This window comes from Caulobacter hibisci (assembly GCF_016135805.1).
Taxonomy (GTDB): Bacteria; Pseudomonadota; Alphaproteobacteria; order Caulobacterales; family Caulobacteraceae; genus Caulobacter; species Caulobacter hibisci.
Genome location: NZ_JADWOX010000019.1, coordinates 1 through 21,411 on the forward strand (window position 1 = coordinate 1; position 21,411 = coordinate 21,411).

At 69.9% G+C, this 21,411-nt stretch carries 14 protein-coding genes; 8 read left to right on the plus strand and 6 right to left on the minus strand.

Annotated features, from left to right (window positions below; all coding sequences use genetic code 11):
• Positions 1-933, minus strand: a 933-nt coding sequence (locus I4Q42_RS26515; protein WP_198578023.1) for an SWIM zinc finger family protein, incomplete at its 3' end; no start/stop codon positions are given.
• The gene (locus I4Q42_RS20885; RefSeq protein WP_198578024.1) at positions 930-1,346 is read right to left on the minus strand and encodes a metallopeptidase family protein; all 417 of its coding nucleotides are present in this window, start codon (positions 1,344-1,346) and stop codon (positions 930-932) included. The genes I4Q42_RS20885 and I4Q42_RS26515, both read right to left, overlap by 4 nt.
• A gap of 122 nt (positions 1,347-1,468) precedes the next feature.
• Here I4Q42_RS20885 and divL point away from each other — a divergent pair, with 122 nt between their 5' ends.
• Positions 1,469-3,772, plus strand: a complete 2,304-nt coding sequence (divL, locus tag I4Q42_RS20890; RefSeq protein ID WP_198578025.1) for a cell cycle protein kinase DivL — start codon at positions 1,469-1,471, stop codon at positions 3,770-3,772.
• Positions 3,773-3,938: 166 nt separating this feature from the next.
• On the opposite strand, the gene I4Q42_RS20895 is transcribed toward divL, so the two are convergent.
• A complete protein-coding gene (locus I4Q42_RS20895; protein WP_198578026.1) occupies positions 3,939-4,466 on the minus strand; it encodes a GNAT family N-acetyltransferase in 528 nt (175 codons plus the stop codon).
• A gap of 105 nt (positions 4,467-4,571) precedes the next feature.
• Between I4Q42_RS20895 and I4Q42_RS20900 the strand changes: the two genes are divergently transcribed.
• Positions 4,572-4,856 (plus strand): DUF6916 family protein, encoded by a 285-nt coding sequence (locus tag I4Q42_RS20900; protein ID WP_198578027.1) that lies wholly within the window; start codon positions 4,572-4,574, stop codon positions 4,854-4,856.
• 82 nt (positions 4,857-4,938) lie between these two features.
• Here the strand turns inward: I4Q42_RS20900 and I4Q42_RS20905 are convergent, their stop codons facing one another.
• Positions 4,939-5,556 carry a phage tail protein gene (locus tag I4Q42_RS20905; RefSeq protein ID WP_198578028.1) on the minus strand — a complete coding sequence of 206 codons (618 nt, stop codon included), beginning with the start codon at positions 5,554-5,556 and terminating at the stop codon, positions 4,939-4,941.
• 343 nt (positions 5,557-5,899) lie between these two features.
• Here I4Q42_RS20905 and I4Q42_RS20910 point away from each other — a divergent pair, with 343 nt between their 5' ends.
• Positions 5,900-13,186 (plus strand): putative Ig domain-containing protein, encoded by a 7,287-nt coding sequence (locus I4Q42_RS20910; protein ID WP_198578029.1) that lies wholly within the window; start codon positions 5,900-5,902, stop codon positions 13,184-13,186.
• Between the two features lie 237 nt (positions 13,187-13,423).
• Here I4Q42_RS20910 and I4Q42_RS20915 read toward each other — a convergent pair whose 3' ends face one another.
• Positions 13,424-13,747 (minus strand): hypothetical protein, encoded by a 324-nt coding sequence (locus I4Q42_RS20915; protein ID WP_198578030.1) that lies wholly within the window; start codon positions 13,745-13,747, stop codon positions 13,424-13,426.
• A 157-nt stretch (positions 13,748-13,904) separates the two neighbouring features.
• A complete protein-coding gene (recQ, locus tag I4Q42_RS20920; protein WP_198578031.1) occupies positions 13,905-15,755 on the minus strand; it encodes a DNA helicase RecQ in 1,851 nt (616 codons plus the stop codon).
• Positions 15,756-16,026: 271 nt separating this feature from the next.
• On the opposite strand from recQ, the gene I4Q42_RS20925 reads away from it, so the two are divergent.
• From I4Q42_RS20925 to I4Q42_RS20945, 5 genes are all read left to right on the plus strand, one after another.
• A complete protein-coding gene (locus I4Q42_RS20925; protein WP_198578032.1) occupies positions 16,027-16,341 on the plus strand; it encodes a metalloregulator ArsR/SmtB family transcription factor in 315 nt (104 codons plus the stop codon).
• Positions 16,338-17,030 (plus strand): SdpI family protein, encoded by a 693-nt coding sequence (locus tag I4Q42_RS20930; RefSeq protein WP_198578033.1) that lies wholly within the window; start codon positions 16,338-16,340, stop codon positions 17,028-17,030. Before I4Q42_RS20925 ends, I4Q42_RS20930 begins: the two co-directional genes overlap by 4 nt.
• A 132-nt stretch (positions 17,031-17,162) precedes the next feature.
• A complete protein-coding gene (locus I4Q42_RS20935; RefSeq protein WP_198578034.1) occupies positions 17,163-19,139 on the plus strand; it encodes a transglycosylase domain-containing protein in 1,977 nt (658 codons plus the stop codon).
• Between the two features lie 75 nt (positions 19,140-19,214).
• Complete coding sequence (locus I4Q42_RS20940; protein ID WP_198578035.1) at positions 19,215-20,429, plus strand: NAD(P)/FAD-dependent oxidoreductase; 1,215 nt, start codon at positions 19,215-19,217, stop codon at positions 20,427-20,429.
• An 85-nt stretch (positions 20,430-20,514) separates the two neighbouring features.
• Positions 20,515-21,381 carry a DUF1206 domain-containing protein gene (locus I4Q42_RS20945; RefSeq protein ID WP_198578036.1) on the plus strand — a complete coding sequence of 289 codons (867 nt, stop codon included), beginning with the start codon at positions 20,515-20,517 and terminating at the stop codon, positions 21,379-21,381.
• Positions 21,382-21,411: the final 30 nt, after the last annotated feature.

A 21,411-nucleotide genomic window follows, 5' to 3' on the forward strand; every position in this document is an offset into this window, starting at 1 on the left:
GGCTATTGTGGATGCTACCCACGCGATGACCGCTTGCGCTGCCGAAGCGATTTTTTGAGCAATGACTTCCCACTTTGCGAGACTGACCGTGGATAGACCTATCAGCGCCACGGCAGCAGCTTTTCCGACCGTCTTCGATGCTTCATCGGCCGCTAGGTTCACCTTCTTGCCTAGCCAGTTGCTTGCGATATGTAGTTTTTGACCGGCCTTTGCGATTGTGATCGTGTCCGGGGTGGGCATGGAGAGTTCATTTTTGATGGAAGATACGGCGATCTGACTTTGTCTAATTTGCTTTACGAATTCGCTATATTCTTCTTCTACTGAATCTGGTGGGTGGTTGTGGCCCAAAGGCGGAGGGCTTATATCTGCCAGCAATTTCTCAAGTTCTAGGATATTACTTTCAAGTTCGTCCTTCAGATTTTTTGATCCGACTGACGTCTCGGCATTCTTGTTCTCTATATTTTTAATAATTTTATTTAATGTGTCGCTGTCGAGCGCGAAGTGTGAGGAGTTTATTTCCTCTTCCTGCTTAAGGGCTTGCATGACATTTGGATTTTTCTTCGCGAGATCGATAATTAATCCTATGAGATTTTCTCGAGATTCGAGCGATAGGCTGTCGCGAATTTGATTTATGCGAGATTGTAGCTCTCGAAATGCTGTGGCATCGAGATTGTTAACGGCGGCGACTACTGCCGCCTGATGCTTGCAAGCGCCGAACTTCTCGAAGCCGGGGCATGTGCAACTTCCCTCGCCGGCCGGGGCGCGCAGCTCGACGACATAGAGGTCGCCGGCGCTGCCGGTGACGTGGGCGGTCACCGCCTCGTCCTCGATCGAAACCAGATCGACGTCGCCCTTGTCGGCGATGGCCACGCCGCTTTCGAACCAGCGCTCGTCCATGCGCTCGCGCCAAATGTCGGCGTCGAAAAGGCTCATGCTTCGTCCTCGATGCGGTGGATGTCGTCGTCCGACAGCCCGAAATGGTGGCCGATCTCGTGGACCAGCACGTGCTCGACCAGCTCGCCCAGGGTCACGTCGCCGCGTTCGCACCATTCGTCCAGGATCGGTCGGCGATAGAGGAAGACCATCGAGGGCTGGGTCCCGCCGACGTCCAGCACCGAGCGGCGCGACAGGTCCACGCCCTGGTAGAGGCCGGTCAGCTCGAACGGATCCTCGATGCCCAGGCTACCCAGCACCTCGTCGGTAGCGAAGTCGTCGATGCGGAAGACGACGTCGCCGGTCAGGCGGCGGAAGTCCTCGGGCAGGGCGTCGAAGGCGGCCTTGGCCAGGGCGGCGAAGTCGTCCAGCGATGGGGCCAGCGAGGGCGCGAGGCGATCGGTCCAGGTCATCTTTCCCAAATAGCGTCATTCGCCTCGCGGGGAAGGGGCTGATCGCGCTTGTGACGCCGCCGGTCTAAGCTGCCAAATCTGATTCGACCTTTCCGCCTTGTTGGGGCCTAGCGACACGCCGGATGACATCGCTTGATCTGATCCTGGCCGCGACGGCCGGCGCGGTCTGCCTGGCGATCTGCGCCACCCTGTGGGCCCTGGCCCAGCGCCGCGCCTTCGACGCGCGGATCGCGGCCGTGCTGGCCCGACTGCACGAACTCGAGAATGGCTCCCTGGCGACCCAGGCCTCGTCGGAAGCCTTCGACAACGCCCTGGTCGCGGTCGAGGACGGCGCCGCGCGCCTGGTCTCCGGCGAGGACGCCCTGGCCGCCTGCGCCCAGGTGCTGGGCGTCGCCGCCAGCCCCGACGCGGTGGTGACGGCCCTGGTCGCTGGCGATCCCGACCACGCCGCCCGCCTGAAGGACCTGTTCGAGCGCGGCGAGGCCTGCGCCTTCGAGGCCGGCGGTCCCGGCGGCCGGGTCATCGTCGAGGGCCGCGCGGCCGGCGCCCTGGCCTGGCTGCGCCTGGCCGCCCAGACCGGCGACGCGGGCCTGCCCAGCGCCGCCCGCTTCGCCGCCTTCGTCGACGGCCTGTCCGAACCGGCCTGGATCGCCGCCGCCGACGGCGTGCCGACCTGGGCCAATTCCGCCTATCTGCGCGCCGTCGGCGTCGAGACCGCGCTTCAGGCCGGCGGCAAGACCTTCGACCGCGCCGTCGACGCCCTGGCGATCGAGACCGCCGCCAAGGGCGAGCGTCGCGAGACCGTGCGCTGGACGCCGATCGACGGCCGCCGCCGGGCCTTCCGCTTCACCGTCAAGCCGCTGGAAGGCGGCGGGGCGGGCGTGTTCAGCGCCGACGTCACCGAGGTGGAAGACGTTCGCGAGACGCTGAAGAACCACGTCGCCGCCCACGACGAGACCCTGAACCACATCGCCGACGGCGTGGCGATCTTCAGCGCCAGCCGCCGCCTGTCGTTCCACAACACCGCCTTCGCCGACCTCTGGGGCCTGGAGCCGGCCTGGCTGGCCGAACGCCCGACCCACGGCGAGGTGCTCGACCGCCTGCGCCAGCGTCGCCGCCTGCCCGAGACGGTGGACTACGCCAAGTGGAAGGCCGCGGAACTGGCCCGCTACGAGGACCTGGGTCCGCAGGCCGACGAGCTGTGGGACCTGCCCGACGGGCGGACTCTCAAAGTCGTGCGCCAGCCCCACCCGCTGGGCGGCATGCTGCTGCTCTATTCCGACATCACCGGCGAGCTGCGCCTGAAGGCCCAGTACAACGCCCTGATCCAGGTGCAGCAGGCCACCCTCGACAAGCTCAACGACGCCGTCGCCGTGTTCGGTTCTGACGGTCGCCTGCGGCTGCACAACGAGGCCTTCGAGACCTTCTGGAACGTCACGCCCCTGGCCCTTCAGGCGGCCGGCGACTTCGAGGGCGTGGTCGAGCTGTGCGTGCGCCGCCTGCATGACCTTTCGTTCTGGCGTGAGCTGAAGGGCCGGGTCGCCGATCCGGATCCGCAGATGCGCGCGCCGACCTCGGGCGAGGTGCGCACCTCCGACAACCGCATCGTGGTCTATCAGAGCCGGCCGCTGCCCGACGGCGCGACCCTGATCGCCTTCGCCGACGTCACCGACACCCGCCACCTGGAAAGCGCCCTGGCCGACCGTTCGGCGGCCCTGGCCGAGGCCGAGCGGCTGAAGCGCGACTTCGTCGGCAACGTCTCCTACGAGCTACGCACGCCGCTGACGACGATCATCGGCTATTCGGAACTGCTGGAACGGGCCGAGGGTCTGCACGAGCGCGGCAAGGGTCACGTGGCCGCCGTGCGCGCCGCCGCCACCCAGCTGGCCCGCTCGATCGACGACGTGCTCGACATGGCCCAGATCGACGCCGGCGAGATGGCGCTGGAGATCGAGGACATCCGCGTCGGCGACCTGTTGCAGGGCGCGTATCAGCGCGGCGGCAAGGACGCCGAGATCGGCGGCGTCACCCTGGAAGTGATCTGCGAGGAAGAGGTCGGCCTGATCCGCGGCGACGCCAAGCGCCTCAACCAGACCGTCGACCACCTGGTCGAGAACGCCCTGCGCCAGACCCCGCCGGGCGGCAAGGTGACGATCTCGGCGACGCGGGCGCTGGGCGAGGTCAAGCTGCACGTCACCGATACCGGCCGGGGCGTGCCCTTCCACGTCCAGGCCCACATCTTCGACCGCTTCGTCGGCCGCGATCGCGGTGGTCCCGGCCTGGGCCTGGCCCTGGTCAAGGCGCTGGTCGAACTGCACGGCGGCTGGGTGGCCCTGGAAAGCGAGCCGGGCGCCGGCTCGACCTTCACCTGCCACCTGCCCGAAACCCAGCACCCGGGCGCGGCCCAGCCGGAATTCGGGTTCTAGTCGGGCGCTGAAGGACAGCTCCAACTCATCGTCATCCCGGCCGCACGCCCGCGAAGGCGGGCGGAAGAGCAGGGACCCGGGGGGCTGGACGCCGCGATCAGGTTCGCCGCCCGTAAGGCCGCCGACGCTTTACGGCGGCCCCGGGATGACGATTTGGGGGGCGCCCCTAGCCCGGAACCGTCCAGCGCATCGGCAACACCAGCTCCGGATCGGGATCCTCATCGACGAAGCCGGCCTTGCGGTAGAGCGCCCGGGCCGGCGTATTGTCGATCGCCACGTCCAAGGTGATCGAGGCGGCGTTCTCGGCGATGGCCATCCGCTGGATCCAGCCGAGCAGCGCCCCGCCCAGTCCGGAGCCTCGCGCGTCGGGGGCCACCAGCAGGTCGACCAGCCGCCAGTCGGGCTGGGTACGGTCGATGTGGATCTGCCCGATCGGCGTTTCGGCCTGCGCCGCCAGCCAGTGATCGGCGTCGGGATAGACCCGGGCGTAGTGCAACTGCTGCAGGCGGAACTGGTCGGCCAGCATTGGGGCCAGCTGCGCCTCGTTCCATCCCGGGAAGCTCGCCGCCCGAAAGGCCGCGTGCCATCGCGCCAGCAGCGGCGCGTCGTCGTCTGTGATCGGACGGAGGGCGACGCCCTGAGCCAGAAGCGTTTCCGGCAGGACGGGGATGGCGTCCGAGCTTGGCGATTTCATCGCGACGACTCGCGGGTAAATGCTCTAGATCGACCCATAGGTTGCGCTCTCCGGCTTGCAAGTTCGCCGACGCGCGGCACGATAAGAGACGACAGAGGAGGGGCCATGCTGCTGCTGAAGCCGGAAGATTTCGAAGCCTGGGTGGGGCGCGACGTGCGCGTGTCGACCGTGCCGCACCCGATCGAGGTCACCCTGGCGGCCGTCCAGCGCTCGCCCTTTCCCAACGACATCCGCGAACCCTTCTCGCTGATCTTCGAGTCCAGGCTGGACATCAGCCTGATCGACGGCGTCTACGAGTTCGATTGCGGCAAGGGCGGCCCGCACGCCATTTTCGTCACCCAGCTGAAGCCGCAGCCGGACCGCAGGCTCTACCAGGCCGTCTTCAACTGACGGATCCAGGGGGAAGGCCTTCCCCACAACGGAAAACGCCGGCTCGCGCGGGGGCGCGGACCGGCGTCGTCGTGTCCGCCGACTAGTTGCGCGACGGGAAGATGCCCGCGGTGCAGATCAGCGATTGCAGGCCGAGATACGGCTGCATGTTGTCGAACGGCTGGGTGTTGCCGGCGAAGCCGACGGTCACGGTGCCGGAGACGCCCGAGACCGCGCCGCCCGCCAGGTTCACCGCCGTGCCGGCGGTGCCCGTCGGGGCGTAGATGCCCGGCGACGAAAGGCTCTCGGTGTCGTGGGTGTTGCACAGCTGCGCGCCGGCGGTCGGCGCGCCCGACTGCTGGCCGTTGGCGACGCCGCTGAGGGCGGTCAGGCTGACGCTGGGCGAGCCCGACGGCGCGAACACTGCGGTGTGGTTGTGCTGGGGCATGTTGAGGATGCTCAGGGTCGTGGTCGGCGCGCCGGCCACCTCGCCCTGGACGTAGGTCGGCAGGCCCGGGCCCTGGCCGGGACCGATCGCCGCGCGGCCCCGCAGGTCCGGCAGGCAGAAGGTCGTCTGGCCGTTGCCGCCGAAGGTCGTTCCCAGCAGTGAGAACAGGGCGGTGTTCTGCGTGATCCCGATTATCTGGCCGTTGCAGTACGCGAAGTTGCGCGGGGCGAAGTTCCCCCCGAACTGCACGATCATCGCCATATAGAAATCCATGGTGTCAGGCCCTCCCTCAATGTTGGGTTGTTAGCTATACATTGACGCCTTATGCGCGCAAGACGGCAGTTTCTCGCGCATGAACCGGGGCTCGAAACGCCCCTGCCTCCCCAATGCTGACCACTTTAATCTCGCGTGTAGCGAGCGATGTGACAATCCACACGGGAAACACCTTTGGATTGTGCGCAATTTAAGGTTACATCTATTGGTAGGATAATGCGCGCGTAGAGTGAGCCTGGGGGCTGGTCTCGCGTCGATAAGTGCTGTGGGGGAAGTAATGCTTCAGGGTTGGCTGGCCCGGGTCCTGCGGGATTCCACGCGTACCGGTTTCGTGCGTAGGGGAATGAGCGTCGCGACCCGCCTGCGGGCGCTGGCCGTCGTCGTCATGGTCGCGCTCGCGGCCCTGGCGCCCGCCGCGGCCCTGGCCTCCGACATGTGCGACCTGGTCAACGCGGGCGTACTCGACCAGACCTCGGTCTTTTCCGGCGGCGCGATCATCAGCTCCGACGCCCGCCAATCTTCGAGCGGCGTCAACTCTTACCAAGGTATCGGTCTGACGACTTCCGCGGCGACCTTCACCGACGCGCGTTTCTATAACGGCGGCGCGAAATACGCCCATGATGGCACTGAGGTGTTCAGGGTCACCGCCACGATCAACCTCACGTCCGGCACGCTGCGGGCCGCCTTGCAACGCGCGTCAAACAACAACTCGCCCAACCCGTCTGCACTGGCGGGCAGCACGACCAGCAGCGGAACTTTCACCTACGATCTGTCGGCCCTGACGCAATACGCCATGGGCACCCAATTGGGCTCGCCTGACAATCTCGGCACCGGCACCGTTTCGGTCGCCGTCGCCTGCTATCTCCCGCCGACGATCACTTCGGTGTCGCCCACCAGCGGTCCTCAGGCCGGCACGAACTCGGTCACCATCAACGGCACGTACCTGTCGGGCGCGACGCTGACGGTCGACGGCGCCAGCGTGACGCCGACCTCGACCACCGCCGGCACGGTGGTCTTCACCGCCCCCGCGCACGCGCCGGGCCTTGTGTCGCTGGTCGTCACCACCCCCGCCGGCACGGCGTCGTCCAGCTACACCTATATCGCGGCGCCGACGATCTCGTCGCTGTCGCCCAGCTCCGGCCCGACGGCCGGCACGAACTCGGTCACGATCAACGGCACGAACCTGGCGGGCGCGACCCTCACGGTCGCCGGCGGCGCCGTGACTCCGACCTCGACGAACGCCACTTCCGTCGTCTTCACCGCCCCCGCCCACGCGGCCGGACCGGTGACCGTGGCCGTGACCACCAGCGGCGGTACGGCTTCGAGCACCTACACCTATGTCGCCGCGCCGACGATCTCGTCGGTGTCGCCCAGTTCGGGGCCGCTGGCCGGCACGAACTCGGTCACGATCAACGGCTCCAATCTTTCGGGCGCGACGCTCACGGTCGACGGCGGCAGCGTGACGCCCACCTCGACGAGCGCCAGCACCGTCGTCTTCACCGCCCCCGCCAACGCGGCCGGTTCGGTCGCCTTGGTCGTGACCACCGGCGGCGGTTCGGCGTCGTCCAGCTATGAGTATGTCACCGCGCCGACGATCTCGTCGCTGTCGCCGAGTTCCGGGCCCACAGGGGGCGGGGACGTCGTGACGATCAGCGGCTCGAACCTGTCGAACGCGACGCTGACGGTGGACGGCGTCGGCGTGACGCCGACCTCGGCGAGCGCCAGCTCGATCGTCTTCAACACGCCCGCCCACGTGGCCGGTTCGATCGCCGTGGTCGTGACGACCGCCGGCGGCTCGGCCTCGTCCGGCTACACCTTTCTCGCCGCGCCGACGATTTCGTCGGTGTCGCCGTCGTCCGGCTCGACGGCGGGCGGGACGACCGTGACGATCAACGGCTCCAACCTGTCGGGCGCGACGCTCACGGTCGATGGCGGCGGCGTGACGCCGACCTCGACGACCGCAACCACGGTCGTCTTCACCTCGCCCGCCCATGCGGCCGGCGCGATCGCCCTGGTGGTGACGACCGGCGGCGGTTCGGCCTCGACGACCTACACATATGTCGCGCCGCCGACGGCCAGCAGCTTCACCTACGGCTCGATCATTGCCTACAACACCGGCGCCAACGCGACGACCAGCATCGACGTCGCCACCGGCGGCAGCGTCACCAACAGCCCCACCGGCTATGCGGTCGGTTCGGCGACGACGGCCCAGGGCGGCAGCGTCAGCATCGACAGCAGCGGGAGCGCGACCTACACGCCGCCCGTCGGCTATCGCAACGCCAATGACAGCTTCACCTATACGGCGACCAACGGGGCTGGAACGTCGTCGCCCGCGACCGTCACCGTCACGATCGGCAATCCCACCCTCACGGTGACCCTGCCGGCGAGCACGGCCACGGTAGGCACGGTCTACAACGCCGGCGCCGCGTTGGTGACGCCCGCGGGCGGCCGGTCGACCTACACCATCAACAGCATCAGCCTGCCTTCGGGCCTGACCGACGCCGGCGGCGGCGTCATCAGCGGAACGCCCACGGCCGACGGGGTCTTCACCGTCACCGTCAACATCACCGACAGCTCGACGGGCGCGGGGCCCTACACCGCCAACGCCACGGCGACCCTGACGGTGTCGCTGCCGCCGGCGCCGACGGCCTCGTCGTTCACGGCCTCGGCGGTCGCCTACAACAGCGGTTCGGCCTCGGCCGCGACCTTCAGCGTGACCGGCCATGTCGCCAACAGCCCGACCAGCTATGCGGTCGGCTCAGCCACGACCACGGGCGGAGGCTCGGTCAGCATCGACAGCGCGGGCCTGGTTTCCTACACGCCGGCCGTCGGTTTCCGCGGCAATGACAGCTTCACCTACACCGCGACCAACGCCGGAGGAACGTCGAGCCTGGCCACGGTCACCGTTCCGGTGAGCAACCCGGTGCTGTCGGTCACTCTGCCTGCGGCGACCGGCACGGTGGGCGCGGCCTACAACAGCGGCGGCGCGCCCGTGATCCTCAGCGGCGGCGTCGCCCCTTATTCGAACATCTCGGCCACGGGCCTTCCGACCGGCCTGACGATCAGCAGCTCGGGTGTCATCAGCGGCACGCCGACCACGGCGACCACCGCCACGGTGATCGTCACCGCCACCGACAGTTCGACGGGCGCCGGCGCCTACACCAGCACCGCCTCGGCCACCCTGAACATCGCCGCGCCGACCATCACCCTGTCGCCCGCAGCCGGCGCCCTGCCGGGCGTCGACGCGGGAACCGCATACAACCAGACCTTCACCAGCACCGGCGGCGTGGCGCCCCGCACCTATGGCTGGACAGGGACCCTGCCTCCGGGGCTGACACTCTCGACGAGCGGCGGGCTGTCCGGCACGCCGACCACCACCGGGAGCTTCAGCTTCACGGTCACGGTCACCGACAGCAGCGGCAACAGCTACAACGCCTCCAACGCCTACAGCATCACCGTGAGCGCTCCGAGCCTGGTGGTCTCGACCTCCAGCCTGCCGGGGGCGACCGAGAACGCGGCCTACAGCCAGACCATCTCCGTCAGCGGAGGCATCGCGCCCTACAGCTTCAACCTGGCCACGGGCTCGGGTCCCCTGCCTCCGGGATTGACCCTGAATCCGACGACGGGCGCGATCTCTGGCACGCCGACCACCATCGGCAGCTACAGCTTCATCATCCGCATCCAGGACTCGACCAGCGGTTCGGCCGGCCAGGTCGATCAGAGCTACACCCTGACGGTCAGCCCGGACGTTCCGCCGACAGCGGGGGCGGTCACGACGACCGTCGCGGCCAACAGCAGCGCCAACACGGTGGCGCCCGCGCTTAGCGGCGCGCCCGCCGCCAGCGTCGCCGTCGCCACGCCTCCGACCCACGGCACGGCGACTGTCAGCGGCCTCAACTTCCTCTATACCCCGACCGCCGGCTATTCGGGCGCCGACAGCTTCACCTACACCGCCAGCAACAACGGCGGCAGCTCCGGCACGGCGACCGTCACCATCACCGTCACCGCTCCGACCCTCGTGGTCACCGGAACGCCTCCGGGCGGCACGGTGGCGATCGCCTACGCCGGGGCGACCTTCACCGCCTCCACCGGCACGGCGCCCTATGCCTTCACGGGCGCGTCGCTGCCGACCGGCCTGACGCTGAGCACGGCCGGCCTTCTCTCCGGCGCGCCGACGGCGGCGGGAACCTTCAACGCGGTGATCACGGCCACCGACGCCCATGGCGCGACTGGTTCGACCACCTTCCCGATCGTGATCGCCGCGCCGGCGGTGACGATCACCAGCCCGACGGCCGGCGCCTTGCCGACCGCCACGGCCTTCGTCGCCTACAACCAGGCCTTCACGGCTTCGGGCGGCGCGGCGCCCCGCACCTTTGGGGTCACCGCCGGCGCCCTGCCGGCCGGCCTGACCCTGAGCCCGGCGGGCGTGCTCTCCGGCTCGGCCACGGTCACCGGAACCTTCAACTTCACCATCACGCCCAGCGACGGTTCGGCCGCGCCGGGTCCCTATGTCGGCACGCCATCGGCCTACAGCCTGGTGGTCGGCGCGCCGTCCATGACCCTGTCGCCGGCCACTGTGCCGAACGGCACGGCCACGGTGCCCTACACCGCCACCTTCACGGCGGCGGGCGGCGCCTCGCCCTACAGCTACGCGGTCACCGGCGGCGCCCTGCCGAGCGGCCTGACCCTCAGCACGGCCGGGGTGATCTCCGGCTCAGCCGCCCAGTCGGCCACCGGAAACTTCAACTTCACGGTGACGGCCACCGACGCCAACGGCTTCACGGTCGCCGGCGCCTACGGCCTGTCGATCGCCCAGGTCACCCTGGTCACCAGCTCGCCGCCCAGCGGTGTCGCCGGCCAGGCCTACAGCCAGGTGCTGTCGACCAGCGGCGGCACGGGTCCCTACACCTACGCCCTGACCACCGGCGCGCTGCCGGCCGGTCTGACCCTCGGCGGCTCGGGCGCGATCTCGGGCACGCCGACGGCCGCGGGGACCTTCGGCTTCACCGTCACCACCACCGACAGCTTCGGCGCGGTGGGAACCGACACCCTGTCGCTGACCATCGCCGCCCCGACCCTGACCCTGACGCCGGCCTCCGCGCCGGCGGCGGACTGGGGCGTGGCCTACAGCCTGAGCTTCCAGACCAGCGGCGGCGTGGCTCCGTACCACTACGTCCTGAGCGGCAGCCTGCCGACCGGCCTGTCCTTCAACAGCTCGACCGGCGTGCTCTCCGGGACGCCGACCGACGAAGGCGCGTTCCCGCTCAACGTGACCGTCACCGACTCCGCCACGGGTTCGGGACCGTTCACGGCCAGCGTCAGCCCGACCCTGACGGTGAACGCCGCGCCGCCGCCGGTGGTGGAGCCGACCAACACCACGACGCCGGCCGGTTCGCCGACGGTCATCGACGTCTCCAACCTGATCGACGGCTTCTACGACAGCGTCGTCATTGTCGACCCGCCGCAACACGGCACGGCGGTGGTGACCGGCGGCGCCTCGCGGATGCGTTCGCAAGGCGGCTCGGGCTCGGTGCAGATCCTCTACACCCCCAACCCCGGCTACTACGGTTCCGACAGCTTCACCTACGCCGCCACCGGTCCGGGGGGCACCTCGGCGCCCGCCGCGATCGGCGTGGCCGTCGCCGCTCCGGCCCCGGTGGTGGTCGACGACGCCGCCTCGGTGGCCGCCAACGGCACGGTCGCCATCGCGGTGACCGCCAACGACACCGGCCCGATCGCCACCATCGCCATCGCCTCGGCCCCGAGCCACGGTACGGCGACGGTGTCGGGCCTCAGCGTCAACTACGTCCCGGCCGCCAACTTCTTCGGCACGGACACCTTCACCTACACGGCCACGGGCGAAGGCGGCACGGGCGGTCCGGCGACGGTCACCGTCACGGTCTCCCCGCTGTCGGTCCCGACCCAGACGGCCCAGGTACTTACCGTCCTGGCCGGCCAGGCGGCCACCCTGGCGGCGACCCAAGGCGCGACGGGCAGCCCGTTCACCAGCGTGACCATCGCCACCGCCCCCACCAAGGGCACGGCGACTATCAACGGCCTGTCGGTGGTCTACACGCCGGCTGCGGGCTTCTCGGGCGCCGACGCCTTCACCTACCGGATCAACAACCCCTTCGGGGCGTCGAACCCGGTGCCGGTGACGGTGACGGTCAATCCCGCGCCGCTCACCGCGCCGCCGATCACCGTCGAGATCCTCGCCGGCCAGAAGGCGGTGGTGAACCTCGTGGCCGGCGCCAGCGGCGGACCGTTCACCGGCGCTGCGGTGGCGACGATCACCCCGACCAACTCGGGGACGGCGGCGGTCACCAATCCGTCGGCCGGCGCCTACACCCTGACCTTCACCCCCGACAACGCCTTCGCGGGCACGGCGGTGGTGACCTACACCCTGAGCAACGCCTTCGCGACCTCGGCCCCCGGCCGGATCAACGTGATCGTGACCGCCCGTCCCGATCCGTCCCAGGATCCGGAAGTGAAGGGCCTGGTCGCGGCGCAGGACGCGGCGGCCGTCCGCTTCGCCGACGCCCAGATCAGCAACTTCAACCGTCGCCTCGAGCAACTGCACAACGGCGGCGGCGCGGGTCGCGGGTTCGGGGTCAGCGTTCGCGGCGGCAAGACCGAGCGGGAGGACGGCCTGGAAGCGCGCGAGCGGTTCCGCAAGTACGCCAGCCTCGGCATGAACGACGCCGCCGATCCGTCTTCGCCGCTGCTGCCGGCCGCCTCGGCCTCCGATGCGGCGGACTACGCGGCCCGCAAGGACGACGATGAAGGCCAGGCCGGTCCCAAGCGCTGGGGCGTCTGGGCGGCCGGCTCGGCGGACTTCGGGATGCGCGACACGGTCGGCTCGCAAAGCGGCTTCCGCTTCACGACCGACGGCCTGACCGGCGGTGTCGACTACCGGGTCAACGACCGGTTCGCCTTCGGCCTGGGTCTCGGCTACGGCCGCGACTCCAGCAAGATCGGCAAGAACGGCACCAAGAGCCGGGCCGAAAGCTACAGCGCCGGCCTCTACGCCAGCCTGCAGCCGGGCGAGAAGACCTTCATCGACGGGGTCATCGGCCTGGGCTCGCTCGACTTCGACACCCGCCGCTACGTCACCACGACGGGCGAGCTGGTGAACGGCGAGCGTGACGGCGACCAGCTGTTCGCGGCCCTGACCTTCGGGGTGGAACGCCGGACCCAGACCAGCCTGCTGTCGCCCTACGGACGGGTGGCCTACAGCCGGTCGGTGCTCGACGCCTTCTCGGAAAACGGCGGCGGGCCCTATGGCCTGACCTACCACGAGCAGACCGTGCGCAGCCTGACCGGCACGCTGGGCCTGCGCGGGGCGTTCGCCCGCAAGACCGCCGCCGGCCTGCTGTCGCCGCGCTTCCGGGTCGAGTACTCGCACGACTTCGAGAAGGCCAACGACGCCCTGCTCAGCTACACCGACTGGGTGGGCGGGCCGACCTACCGCCTGGCGGTGGACCCGATCGACCGAGACCAGCTGCGGCTGGAACTCGGCGCCGATCTCACCGTCAAGAGCGGTTGGACGATCGGGCTGGACTTCGACAACATGGTCTCGAAGGACAGCGACAGCCAGGGCCTGAGGCTGACCGTCCAGTCGCCCTTCTGATCCGAAACCCTGATCCCTCTCCCCTTGCGGGAGAGGGTGGCCCCCGCGAAGGCGGGGGTCGGGGTCTCTCATACGCCGAACGCCGCGACAGCTGATCAGCCGTCGCGGCGTTTTTCGTTGGTGCGACCCTCATCCGTCGACTATCGCCGACACCTTCTCCCGCAAGGGGAGAAGGAACACGAAAACGCCCGGCGGAGTGACCCGCCGGGCGTTTCTGTCTTCAGCGAACCGCCGAAATCAGCGGTCGAAATTGCGGGCCAGCAGGAAGCCGAACACCGCGCCGGCGACGAAGGTCCCCAGGGCCAGGGCCAGGGGATGATCCTCGGCGGCCTTGTGGGCGGCTTCGGCCTTGGGCTTGGACCAGGCGACGGCGGCGTCAGTCTTGTCGTGCACGTAGTCGCGAGCGACCTGGGTCTTCTCGACGGCGGTCTCGGCGACGGTGGTGGCGGCCTTCTTCACTGCCGCGGTCGCCTTGGCGGCGGTCTTCCGGGCGGTGGTCTTGGCCTTGGCCGGCGTGGCGGCGGCGGTTCCGTAATCGGTCTTGATGGTGGCGTCGGTCATCGGCGTCTCCCGGTGTTGGACGTGTCGGAGGAGCGGGGCGCACGGCGCGCCGCCAAGCATCTGGAGACTAACACTTGGCGAGCCGGTTTGGTTCGGACAAGGGCGGTGAAACCGTCAGTTGTCCGCCCTTTGTCGCCGGCTCACCTTTGTCGTCGGCTCAGTTGTCCCGGACCACCTTCAGCACCGCCTCGCCGTAGCGGTCGAGCTTGCCCTGGCCAACGCCGCCGGACTTGCCCAGGGCGGGCAGGGTCGTGGGGCGGGCGGCAGCGATCTCGGCCAGGGTGGCGTCGTGGAAGATGACGTAGGGCGGCACATGCTGCAGCTGGGCCTGGTCCTTGCGCCAGGCGCGCAGGGCCTCGAACAGCGCCTGGTCGCCCGGCGGCACGGTCAGGGCCTGGCGTCGGCGCAGGCTCTTGCCGGCCCCGCCACCGCTCTTGCCGCCGGCGTCGCCGCCTGGGGCCTGGCGCAGGGCCACCTGCCGCTCGCCGCGATAGACCGCTCGTACGCCCTCGCCGTCGCCGAGGCCGATCAGCGGCCGGCCGTCATTGGGGTCCTCGCGCAGCAGGCCCTCGAACACCAGGGTGTCGAGCAGGTCGCGCCAGCCTTGCGGGCTGAACTCCTTGCCGATGCCGAAGGTCGACATCTGGGCCTCCTGCTGGGAGACGTCCTTGGTCTTGCCCAGCAGGTGGTCGATCAATCGGCCGCGCCCGAAACGTCCGCCCAGGCGATGGGCGGCCGACAGGGCCTTCTGGGCGGCCTGGCTGGCGTCGACGCCGCTCGGGGGCGAGACGCAGATGTCGCAGGTTCCGCAGCGCTCGACGCCCTCCTCGCCGAAATAGCGGCGGACGGCGGCGGCGCGGCAGGTCATGCCTTCCAGCATGGCGTAGAACTGCCGCAGCTTGCGGCTCTGCACCTGCTTGACCTCGTCGGGGGCCTCGCGCTGGTCGATGCGGCGGCCGGCCCAGGCGAGGTCCGCGCTGCTGTAGAGGGTGATGCCCTCGGCCGGCTGGCCGTCGCGACCGGCGCGGCCGATCTCCTGCCAATAGGCCTCGATGGCGGCCGGTGGATCGGCGTGGATCACGAAGCGGACGTCGGGCTTGTCGACGCCCATGCCGAAGGCGATGGTCGCCACCATCACCGCCTCGTCGGCCTCGAGGAACTGCTCCAGGCGCCGGGCGCGGACGTTCTTGTCGAGGCCGGCGTGATAGGCCAGGGCCGGCACGCCGTTGTCGATCAGCGCCTGGGCCAGCTTCTCGGTGGAGTCCCGGCTGCCGGCATAGACCACGCCCGCGCGGCCCGGCCGCTCTGTGACCAGCTCGATGACCCGGTCGTGGCCCTTGCCGCGCTTGCGCTCGGCGTTCAGCGCCAGTTCGGGGCGGGCGAAGCTGTCGACGAACTCGGCCGCGCCCTGCAGGCGCAGTTCGGCGCGGATGTCGTCGCGGGTGCGGGCGTCGGCGGTGGCGGTCACCGCCAGACGCGGGGCGTTGGGGAACACCTCGGCGATGCGGCCCAGCATCCGGTATTCGGGTCTGAAATCGTGGCCCCACTGGCTGACGCAGTGGGCTTCGTCGACGGCCACCAGCGACAGCGGCAGGCGCGACAGCCGCTCCAGCATCCAGCCCTGCATCAGGCCTTCGGGCGACAGATAGAGCAGGTCGAGCTGGCCGGCCTCGATGCGTCGCCAGATCTCGGCGCGCTCCTCGGGCAGGGTGTTGCTGTCCAGGCGCTCGGCGGCGACGCCGGCCTGCTGGAGGCCCGCCACCTGGTCGGCCATCAGGGCGATCAGCGGCGAGACCACCAGGCCGAGACCCGGCCGCACCAGGGCCGGGATCTGGTAGCAGAGACTTTTCCCGCCGCCGGTCGGCAGCACCGCCAGGGCGCTGCGCCCCTCCAGCAGCTCGCCGACCACCTGGGCCTGCAGCCCGCGGAAATCCTGGTGGCCGAAGGTGCGGCGCAGGACGTCGCGCGCGGTATCGAGCGTGGGCGGGGAGGCGAGGGCGGTGGACACGTGGCTCTTCTGGCAGGGGCGGCCGCCCGCGCCAAGGCCGGAAACAGCGGATTTTCAGATATCGGGTCCTTCTCCCCTTGCGGGAGAAGGTGGCGGCCGAAGGCCGTCGGATGAGGGGTCTCTCAGAACCGTCCGCCGCGCTTGGTCTATCCGCTGATCGAGGCGGACAGGTCCGTCGACCCCTCACCGACCCGCTTCGCGGGCCACCCTCTCCCGCAAGGGGAGAGGGGTTCTTGACTCTTAGCCATCTCACTAATTAGTCTCTTGCCTCATGAACGAGGTGTTCAAGGCCCTGTCGCATCCCGCCCGCCGCCGCATGGTCGCCATGCTGCGCGACGGGCCGATGGCGTCGGGCGAGATCGCCTCGCGGTTCGACATGGCCTGGCCGACGGTCACCGCCCACCTGGCGGCGCTGAAGGCGGCCGGCCTGGTCGAGGCCGAGAAGGACGGGGCCTCGGTCCGCTACCGCCTGGTGATCTCGGCGGTCGAGGAGGCGGTGGCCTTCATGATGGCGCTGATGGGCGCGGGCGAGACCGCGGACGCGCCGCTGGCGGACAAAGATTTGAGAGGGGAGAACAAGGCATGAGCAGCGAGCATCCGCGCGGGCTGACGTCGCTGGACGGCGTCTCGATCCTGGTCACGGCGGCGATCGGCGCAGCGGCCCTGGCCGTCTGGCGGCTGGGGCCGTCCGGTCCGCTGCCGATGCATTTCAACCTGGCCGGCGAGGTCGATCGCTGGGGCGACCGGGTGGAGATGGCCCTGGCCATCGGCTTCATCGCTCTGGTGGCCGGCGGCGTCGCGGTGTTCTGCGCCGTGCTGGAGCGGCAGGCCAAGGATCCGCTGGGCGAGCGCTTCACCTACCGGCTGGGCCGGATCGTCGGCCTGGCCGTGCCGGCCTTCGTCGCGGCGCTGATGACCAGCGTGGCCTTCGACCTCCTGCCCCGCGTGGGCGGCCAGGACCTGTTCCTGCGGCTGATGATGGGCGGCATGGCCACGCTGTTCCTCGGGCTCGGCGCCTTCGTGGGCCGGGTCAAGCCCAACCCCGTGGTCGGGGTGCGCACCTATTGGGCCCTGCGCAGCCGCCTGGCCTGGGACAAGTCCAACCGGCTGGCCGGCCGGCTGCTGAGCCTGACGGGCCTGCTGGGCCTGGTCGCCGCCCCGGTCGCGCCCCAGCCGATCGGTTTCCACGTCATGATGATCGGCATCGTCGCCTCGGGCCTGGCCGCCGGCTTCGAGAGCTGGAGGGTCTGGCGCACCGATCCCGACCGCGCCTGAGGACCCGGCGCGGCCTTCCGTAGCCCCCGCGTTAAACCGCGTTCATCTCTCGTCAATCTTGTCGCGTGTTTGGTCGCTGTGAGCTATGACGTCGCCCACGCGGGCGGGGTTGATCGGAACCTAGGGTTACAGATGGCAAACGGCGCCTTCGGCGGAAACAAGCCGGCGAAGACTTCTCGCACGCCGCTCCAGGCGGCGCTCTATTGGGCGACGGTGCTGGGGGTCTGGGGGCTGATCTTCGTGGTCACCTTCTTTGCGGTGTTCGCGCGCGACCTGCCCGACACCTCGAAGCTTTACGACGTCACCCGCCAGCCCTCGATCAACTATCTCGACCGCTCGGGCGCCCTGCTGGCCGTGCGCGGCAGCCAGTATGCGCCGCCGGTCGACATCGACGCCCTGCCCGAATACGTGCCGGCCGCCTTCGTCGCCATCGAGGACCGCCAGTTCTACCACCACTTCGGGTTCAACCCCTGGGGCATCGCCCGCTCGCTGATCTGGAACGTCACCCATGACGGCGGCCCCCAGCGCGGCGGCTCCACCATCACCCAGCAGCTGGCCCGCAACCTGTTCCTCAGCCCGGCCCAGAACTACAAGCGCAAGGCCCAGGAGCTGATCCTGGCCGTCTGGCTGGAGCTGAAGTTCAGCAAGAAGCAGATCCTGGCCCTCTACATGAACCGGGTCTATTTCGGCGCCGGCGCCTACGGCATCGAGGCCGCCTCGCAGCGCTATTTCAACAAGCCCGCCTCGCAGCTGACGATCGGCGAGAGCGCCCTGCTGGCCGGCATGATGAAGGGCCCGGCCCGCTATTCGCCGGTCAGCGCCAGCGAGCGCGCCGCCCGCCGCGCCACCGTCGTGCTCGACGAGATGGTGCGCATCAAGGCCATCACCGCCGAACAGCGCGACGAGGCCTTCAAGACCCCCGTGCAGGTGTCGGCCACCCTGGCCAACCAGCGCGCCCAGTATTTCACCGACTATGTCGACGCCCAGGTCCGCTCGCTGGTCGGCGAGCCCACCGAGGACCTGGTGGTCGAGACCACGCTGGACCTGCCGATCCAGGTCGCGGCCGAGCGCGCCGTGCAGCTGGGCGTCGAGGGCCACCTGAAGCAGGGCGTGCAGCAGGCCGCCCTGGTGGCCATCGACGGCGAGGGCCGCATCCGCGCCTATGTCGGCGGCGAAGACTACGGCGAAAGCCAGTTCGACCGCGCCACCAGCGCCCGCCGCCAGGCCGGCTCCGCCTTCAAGCCGTTCGTCTACCTCACCGCCATGGACCAGGGCCGCAACCCGTCGGTCATGGTGGTCGACGAGCCGGTGAAGATCGGCAACTGGGAGCCGAAGAACTACACCAACACCTTCCTGGGCCCCATGACCCTGCAGACGGCCCTGGCCCAGTCGATCAACACGGTCGCCGCGCGCCTGGCCAACGAGGTCGGCACCAGCAACGTCGCCGCCACGGCCCGGCGCCTGGGCATCACCAGCAAGATCCAGCTGGACCCGTCGATGGCCCTGGGCGCCGTCGAGGTCAGCCCGCTGGAAATGGCCCAGGCCTACGCCCCGTTCTCCAACGGCGGCTTCCTGGCCAAGGGCTACGGCATCCAGCGCATCCGCACCGCCAGCGGCCGGGTGCTCTACGACCACAATGTCGACAAGCAGCCGCGTCCGTCGGTGATCGGCTCGCCGTCGCTGCAATACATGAACCAGATGATGCGCCAGGTGGTGAACGGCGGCACGGGCGGTCGCGCCAAGGTCGCCGGCTACGACATCGCCGGCAAGACCGGCACCACCAGCGACTACAAGGACGCCTGGTTCGTCGGCTACACCGGCGGCTTCGTCGCCGCGGTGTGGACCGGCAAGGACGACAACACCGCCATGAAGCGGGTCAGCGGCGGTGGTCCCCCGGCCGAGATCTGGAAGGTGTTCATGAGCTCGGCCCTGCCGCGCCTGAAGGCCACCCCGATCCCCGGCGGCTTCGCCGAGGCTCCGGCTCCGACCGAAGACCCGATCGGCGACATCCTCGGCGGCGGCGAGACCCCGACCGCCGAGCCGGGCGCGACCCCGCCGCCGGCGGCGGGTCAGCCGGCCCAGCAGACGGCGCCGGAACTGCCCTACTAGCCGTGTACGGAACCTCGAAGCGCCCCGGGAGCTAAGCCTCCGCTGGAGCTGAGCCTCCGCTTCAGGGGAGCTTCGATGACCGGCGCAACGATCAAGCGCGACCTTCGCACGGGCCGCTCGCTGTGGGCGGACAGTCGGGGCCTCGGCGTGCCGACGCGGCCGCTGGCCAAGGCGATCAGCGTCGATGTGGCCATCGTGGGGGCCGGGATCAGCGGCGCCTTCATGGCCCATGAACTATCGCGGGATCACGCCGTGGCGGTGCTGGACCGCCGCCCCCCGCTGACCGGCTCGACCATCGCCTCGACCGCCCTGCTGCAATGGGAGATCGATCTGCCGCTGACGGCCCTGGCGGAGAAGATCGGCCAGGCCAGGGCCCGGCGGGCCTATCTGCGCTCGCGGTCCGCCGTCGACGCCCTCAAGCGGATCGTCGCCGACGAGCGGATCCCCTGCGGCCTGAAGGCCAAGTCCTCGCTCTATCTGGCGGGCGACGACTACGGCCATCGGGCTCTGGAAGCGGAAGCCGAGGCGCGGGCGGCGATCAGCCTGGACAGCCGCTATCTCGGAGCCGCCCAGCTGCGCGAGCGGTTCGGGATCGAACGCACCGGCGCCATCGTCTCCAGCGGCTCGGCCAGCGGCGACCCGGCCCGGCTGGCCGCCGGCCTGCTGCGGCGGGCGGCGGCGCGGGGCGCCAGGATCTGGTCGCCGGTCGAGGTGCTGCAAGCCGTCAGCGATCCGGACGGGGTGACCCTGCTGACCGACGCCGGCCAGGCCCTGCGGGCCAGGGCGGTGGTGTTCTGCTGCGGCTACGAATTTCCCAAGGGCGTGCCGACGCCGGGCGCGAGCGTGATCTCGACCTGGGCGATGGCCTCGAAACCGCGCAGTCGTTGCCCGGCCTGGCTGCGGGACATGCTGGTGTGGGAGGCGTCCGATCCGTACCTCTATGTCCGCATGGGCGGCGATGGCCGGCTGATCGCCGGCGGCGAGGACGAGGCCTCGCCCGACGCCCACCAGGATCCGGCCAAGCTGAAGCGCAAGTGCGAGGCCGTGGCGAGAAAGCTGAAGGCCCTGCTGCCCGAGGCGGACTTCGAGATCGACTACGGCTGGGCCGGGGCGTTCGGCTCCAGCGCCACGGGCCTGCCCAGCATCGGGCCGGTCGAGGGCATGGAACACACCTGGGCGGTGATGGGCTTCGGCGGCAACGGCATCACCTATTCGGTCATCGCCTCGCAGATCGTGGCGGCCCAGGTCCGGGGCGGCGACGATCCGGACGCGGATCTTTATCGCGCCTGACCCTCCGGTCGCGGCGGCGGGAACGGAGGGCGGAGCGCTTCGTTGCTCCGGCCGAGCGCACGAGAAGGCGGGACGAGAAGGCGGCATGGCCCACGCATCGGTCTGGAAACTCAAGCACTGGCCGCCGAAGGTCCTTCGCGGGCTCGACCTGCGCACGGCGCTCGAATGGGCCTCGCGGCTGGGCTACGCGGCGCGAGGCGCGGTCTATGTGGGTCTCGGGGGCCTCGCCCTGCTGGCGGCGACCGATCTCGCGCCCCGGGCGCGCGGGGCCAAGGCCATGCTGGCGGCCTGGGCCCAGTGGCCGCCGGGCCTGGTGCTGATCGCCCTGGTGGCGGCGGGGCTGGCGGGGTTCGCGGTCTGGCGTGGTTTGCAGGCGGGGTTCGACGCCGACCGCCACGGGACCTCGCCCAAGGCCTGGGCGGTCCGCGCCGGCCAGGCGGTCAGCGGCCTGGTCTACGGCTCGCTGGCCTGGTCGGCGCTTGAGCTGCTCGACGAGTTCGAGGATGTCGGCGAGGCCGACGAGGAGCAGACCGCCGACGCCACGGCCGCCTCGATCCTGGCCCTGCCGCACGGCGACCTCCTGCTGTTGCTGGCGGGGCTGGTCCTGCTGGGCGTTGGCATCGGCGGCGTCGTCCAGGGCCTGGCCCAGGACTTCGCCAAGCGGCTGGACTGCGGCGAGGCCGCCTGCCGCCGGCTCGTGCCCCTGGCCCGGTTCGGCTATGCGGCGCGGGGCTTGGCGACCCTGTCGGTCGGGCTGTTCGTGGTCGGCGCCGGCTGGCACGCCCGTAGCAGCGAGGCCCGCAGCTGGGCCGGCGCCTTGCAGGCCCTGGAGCGCCAGCCGTTCGGCTCGTGGCTGTTGGCCGGGGTGGCCCTGGGGCTGGTGGCGTTCGGCGTGTTCGGCTTCGGCGAGGCGGTGTGGCGCAAGATCCGGCCGCCGGCGGAGATCGGTTAGAGGCTCCTCACAAGGTTCCCCCACCAGATG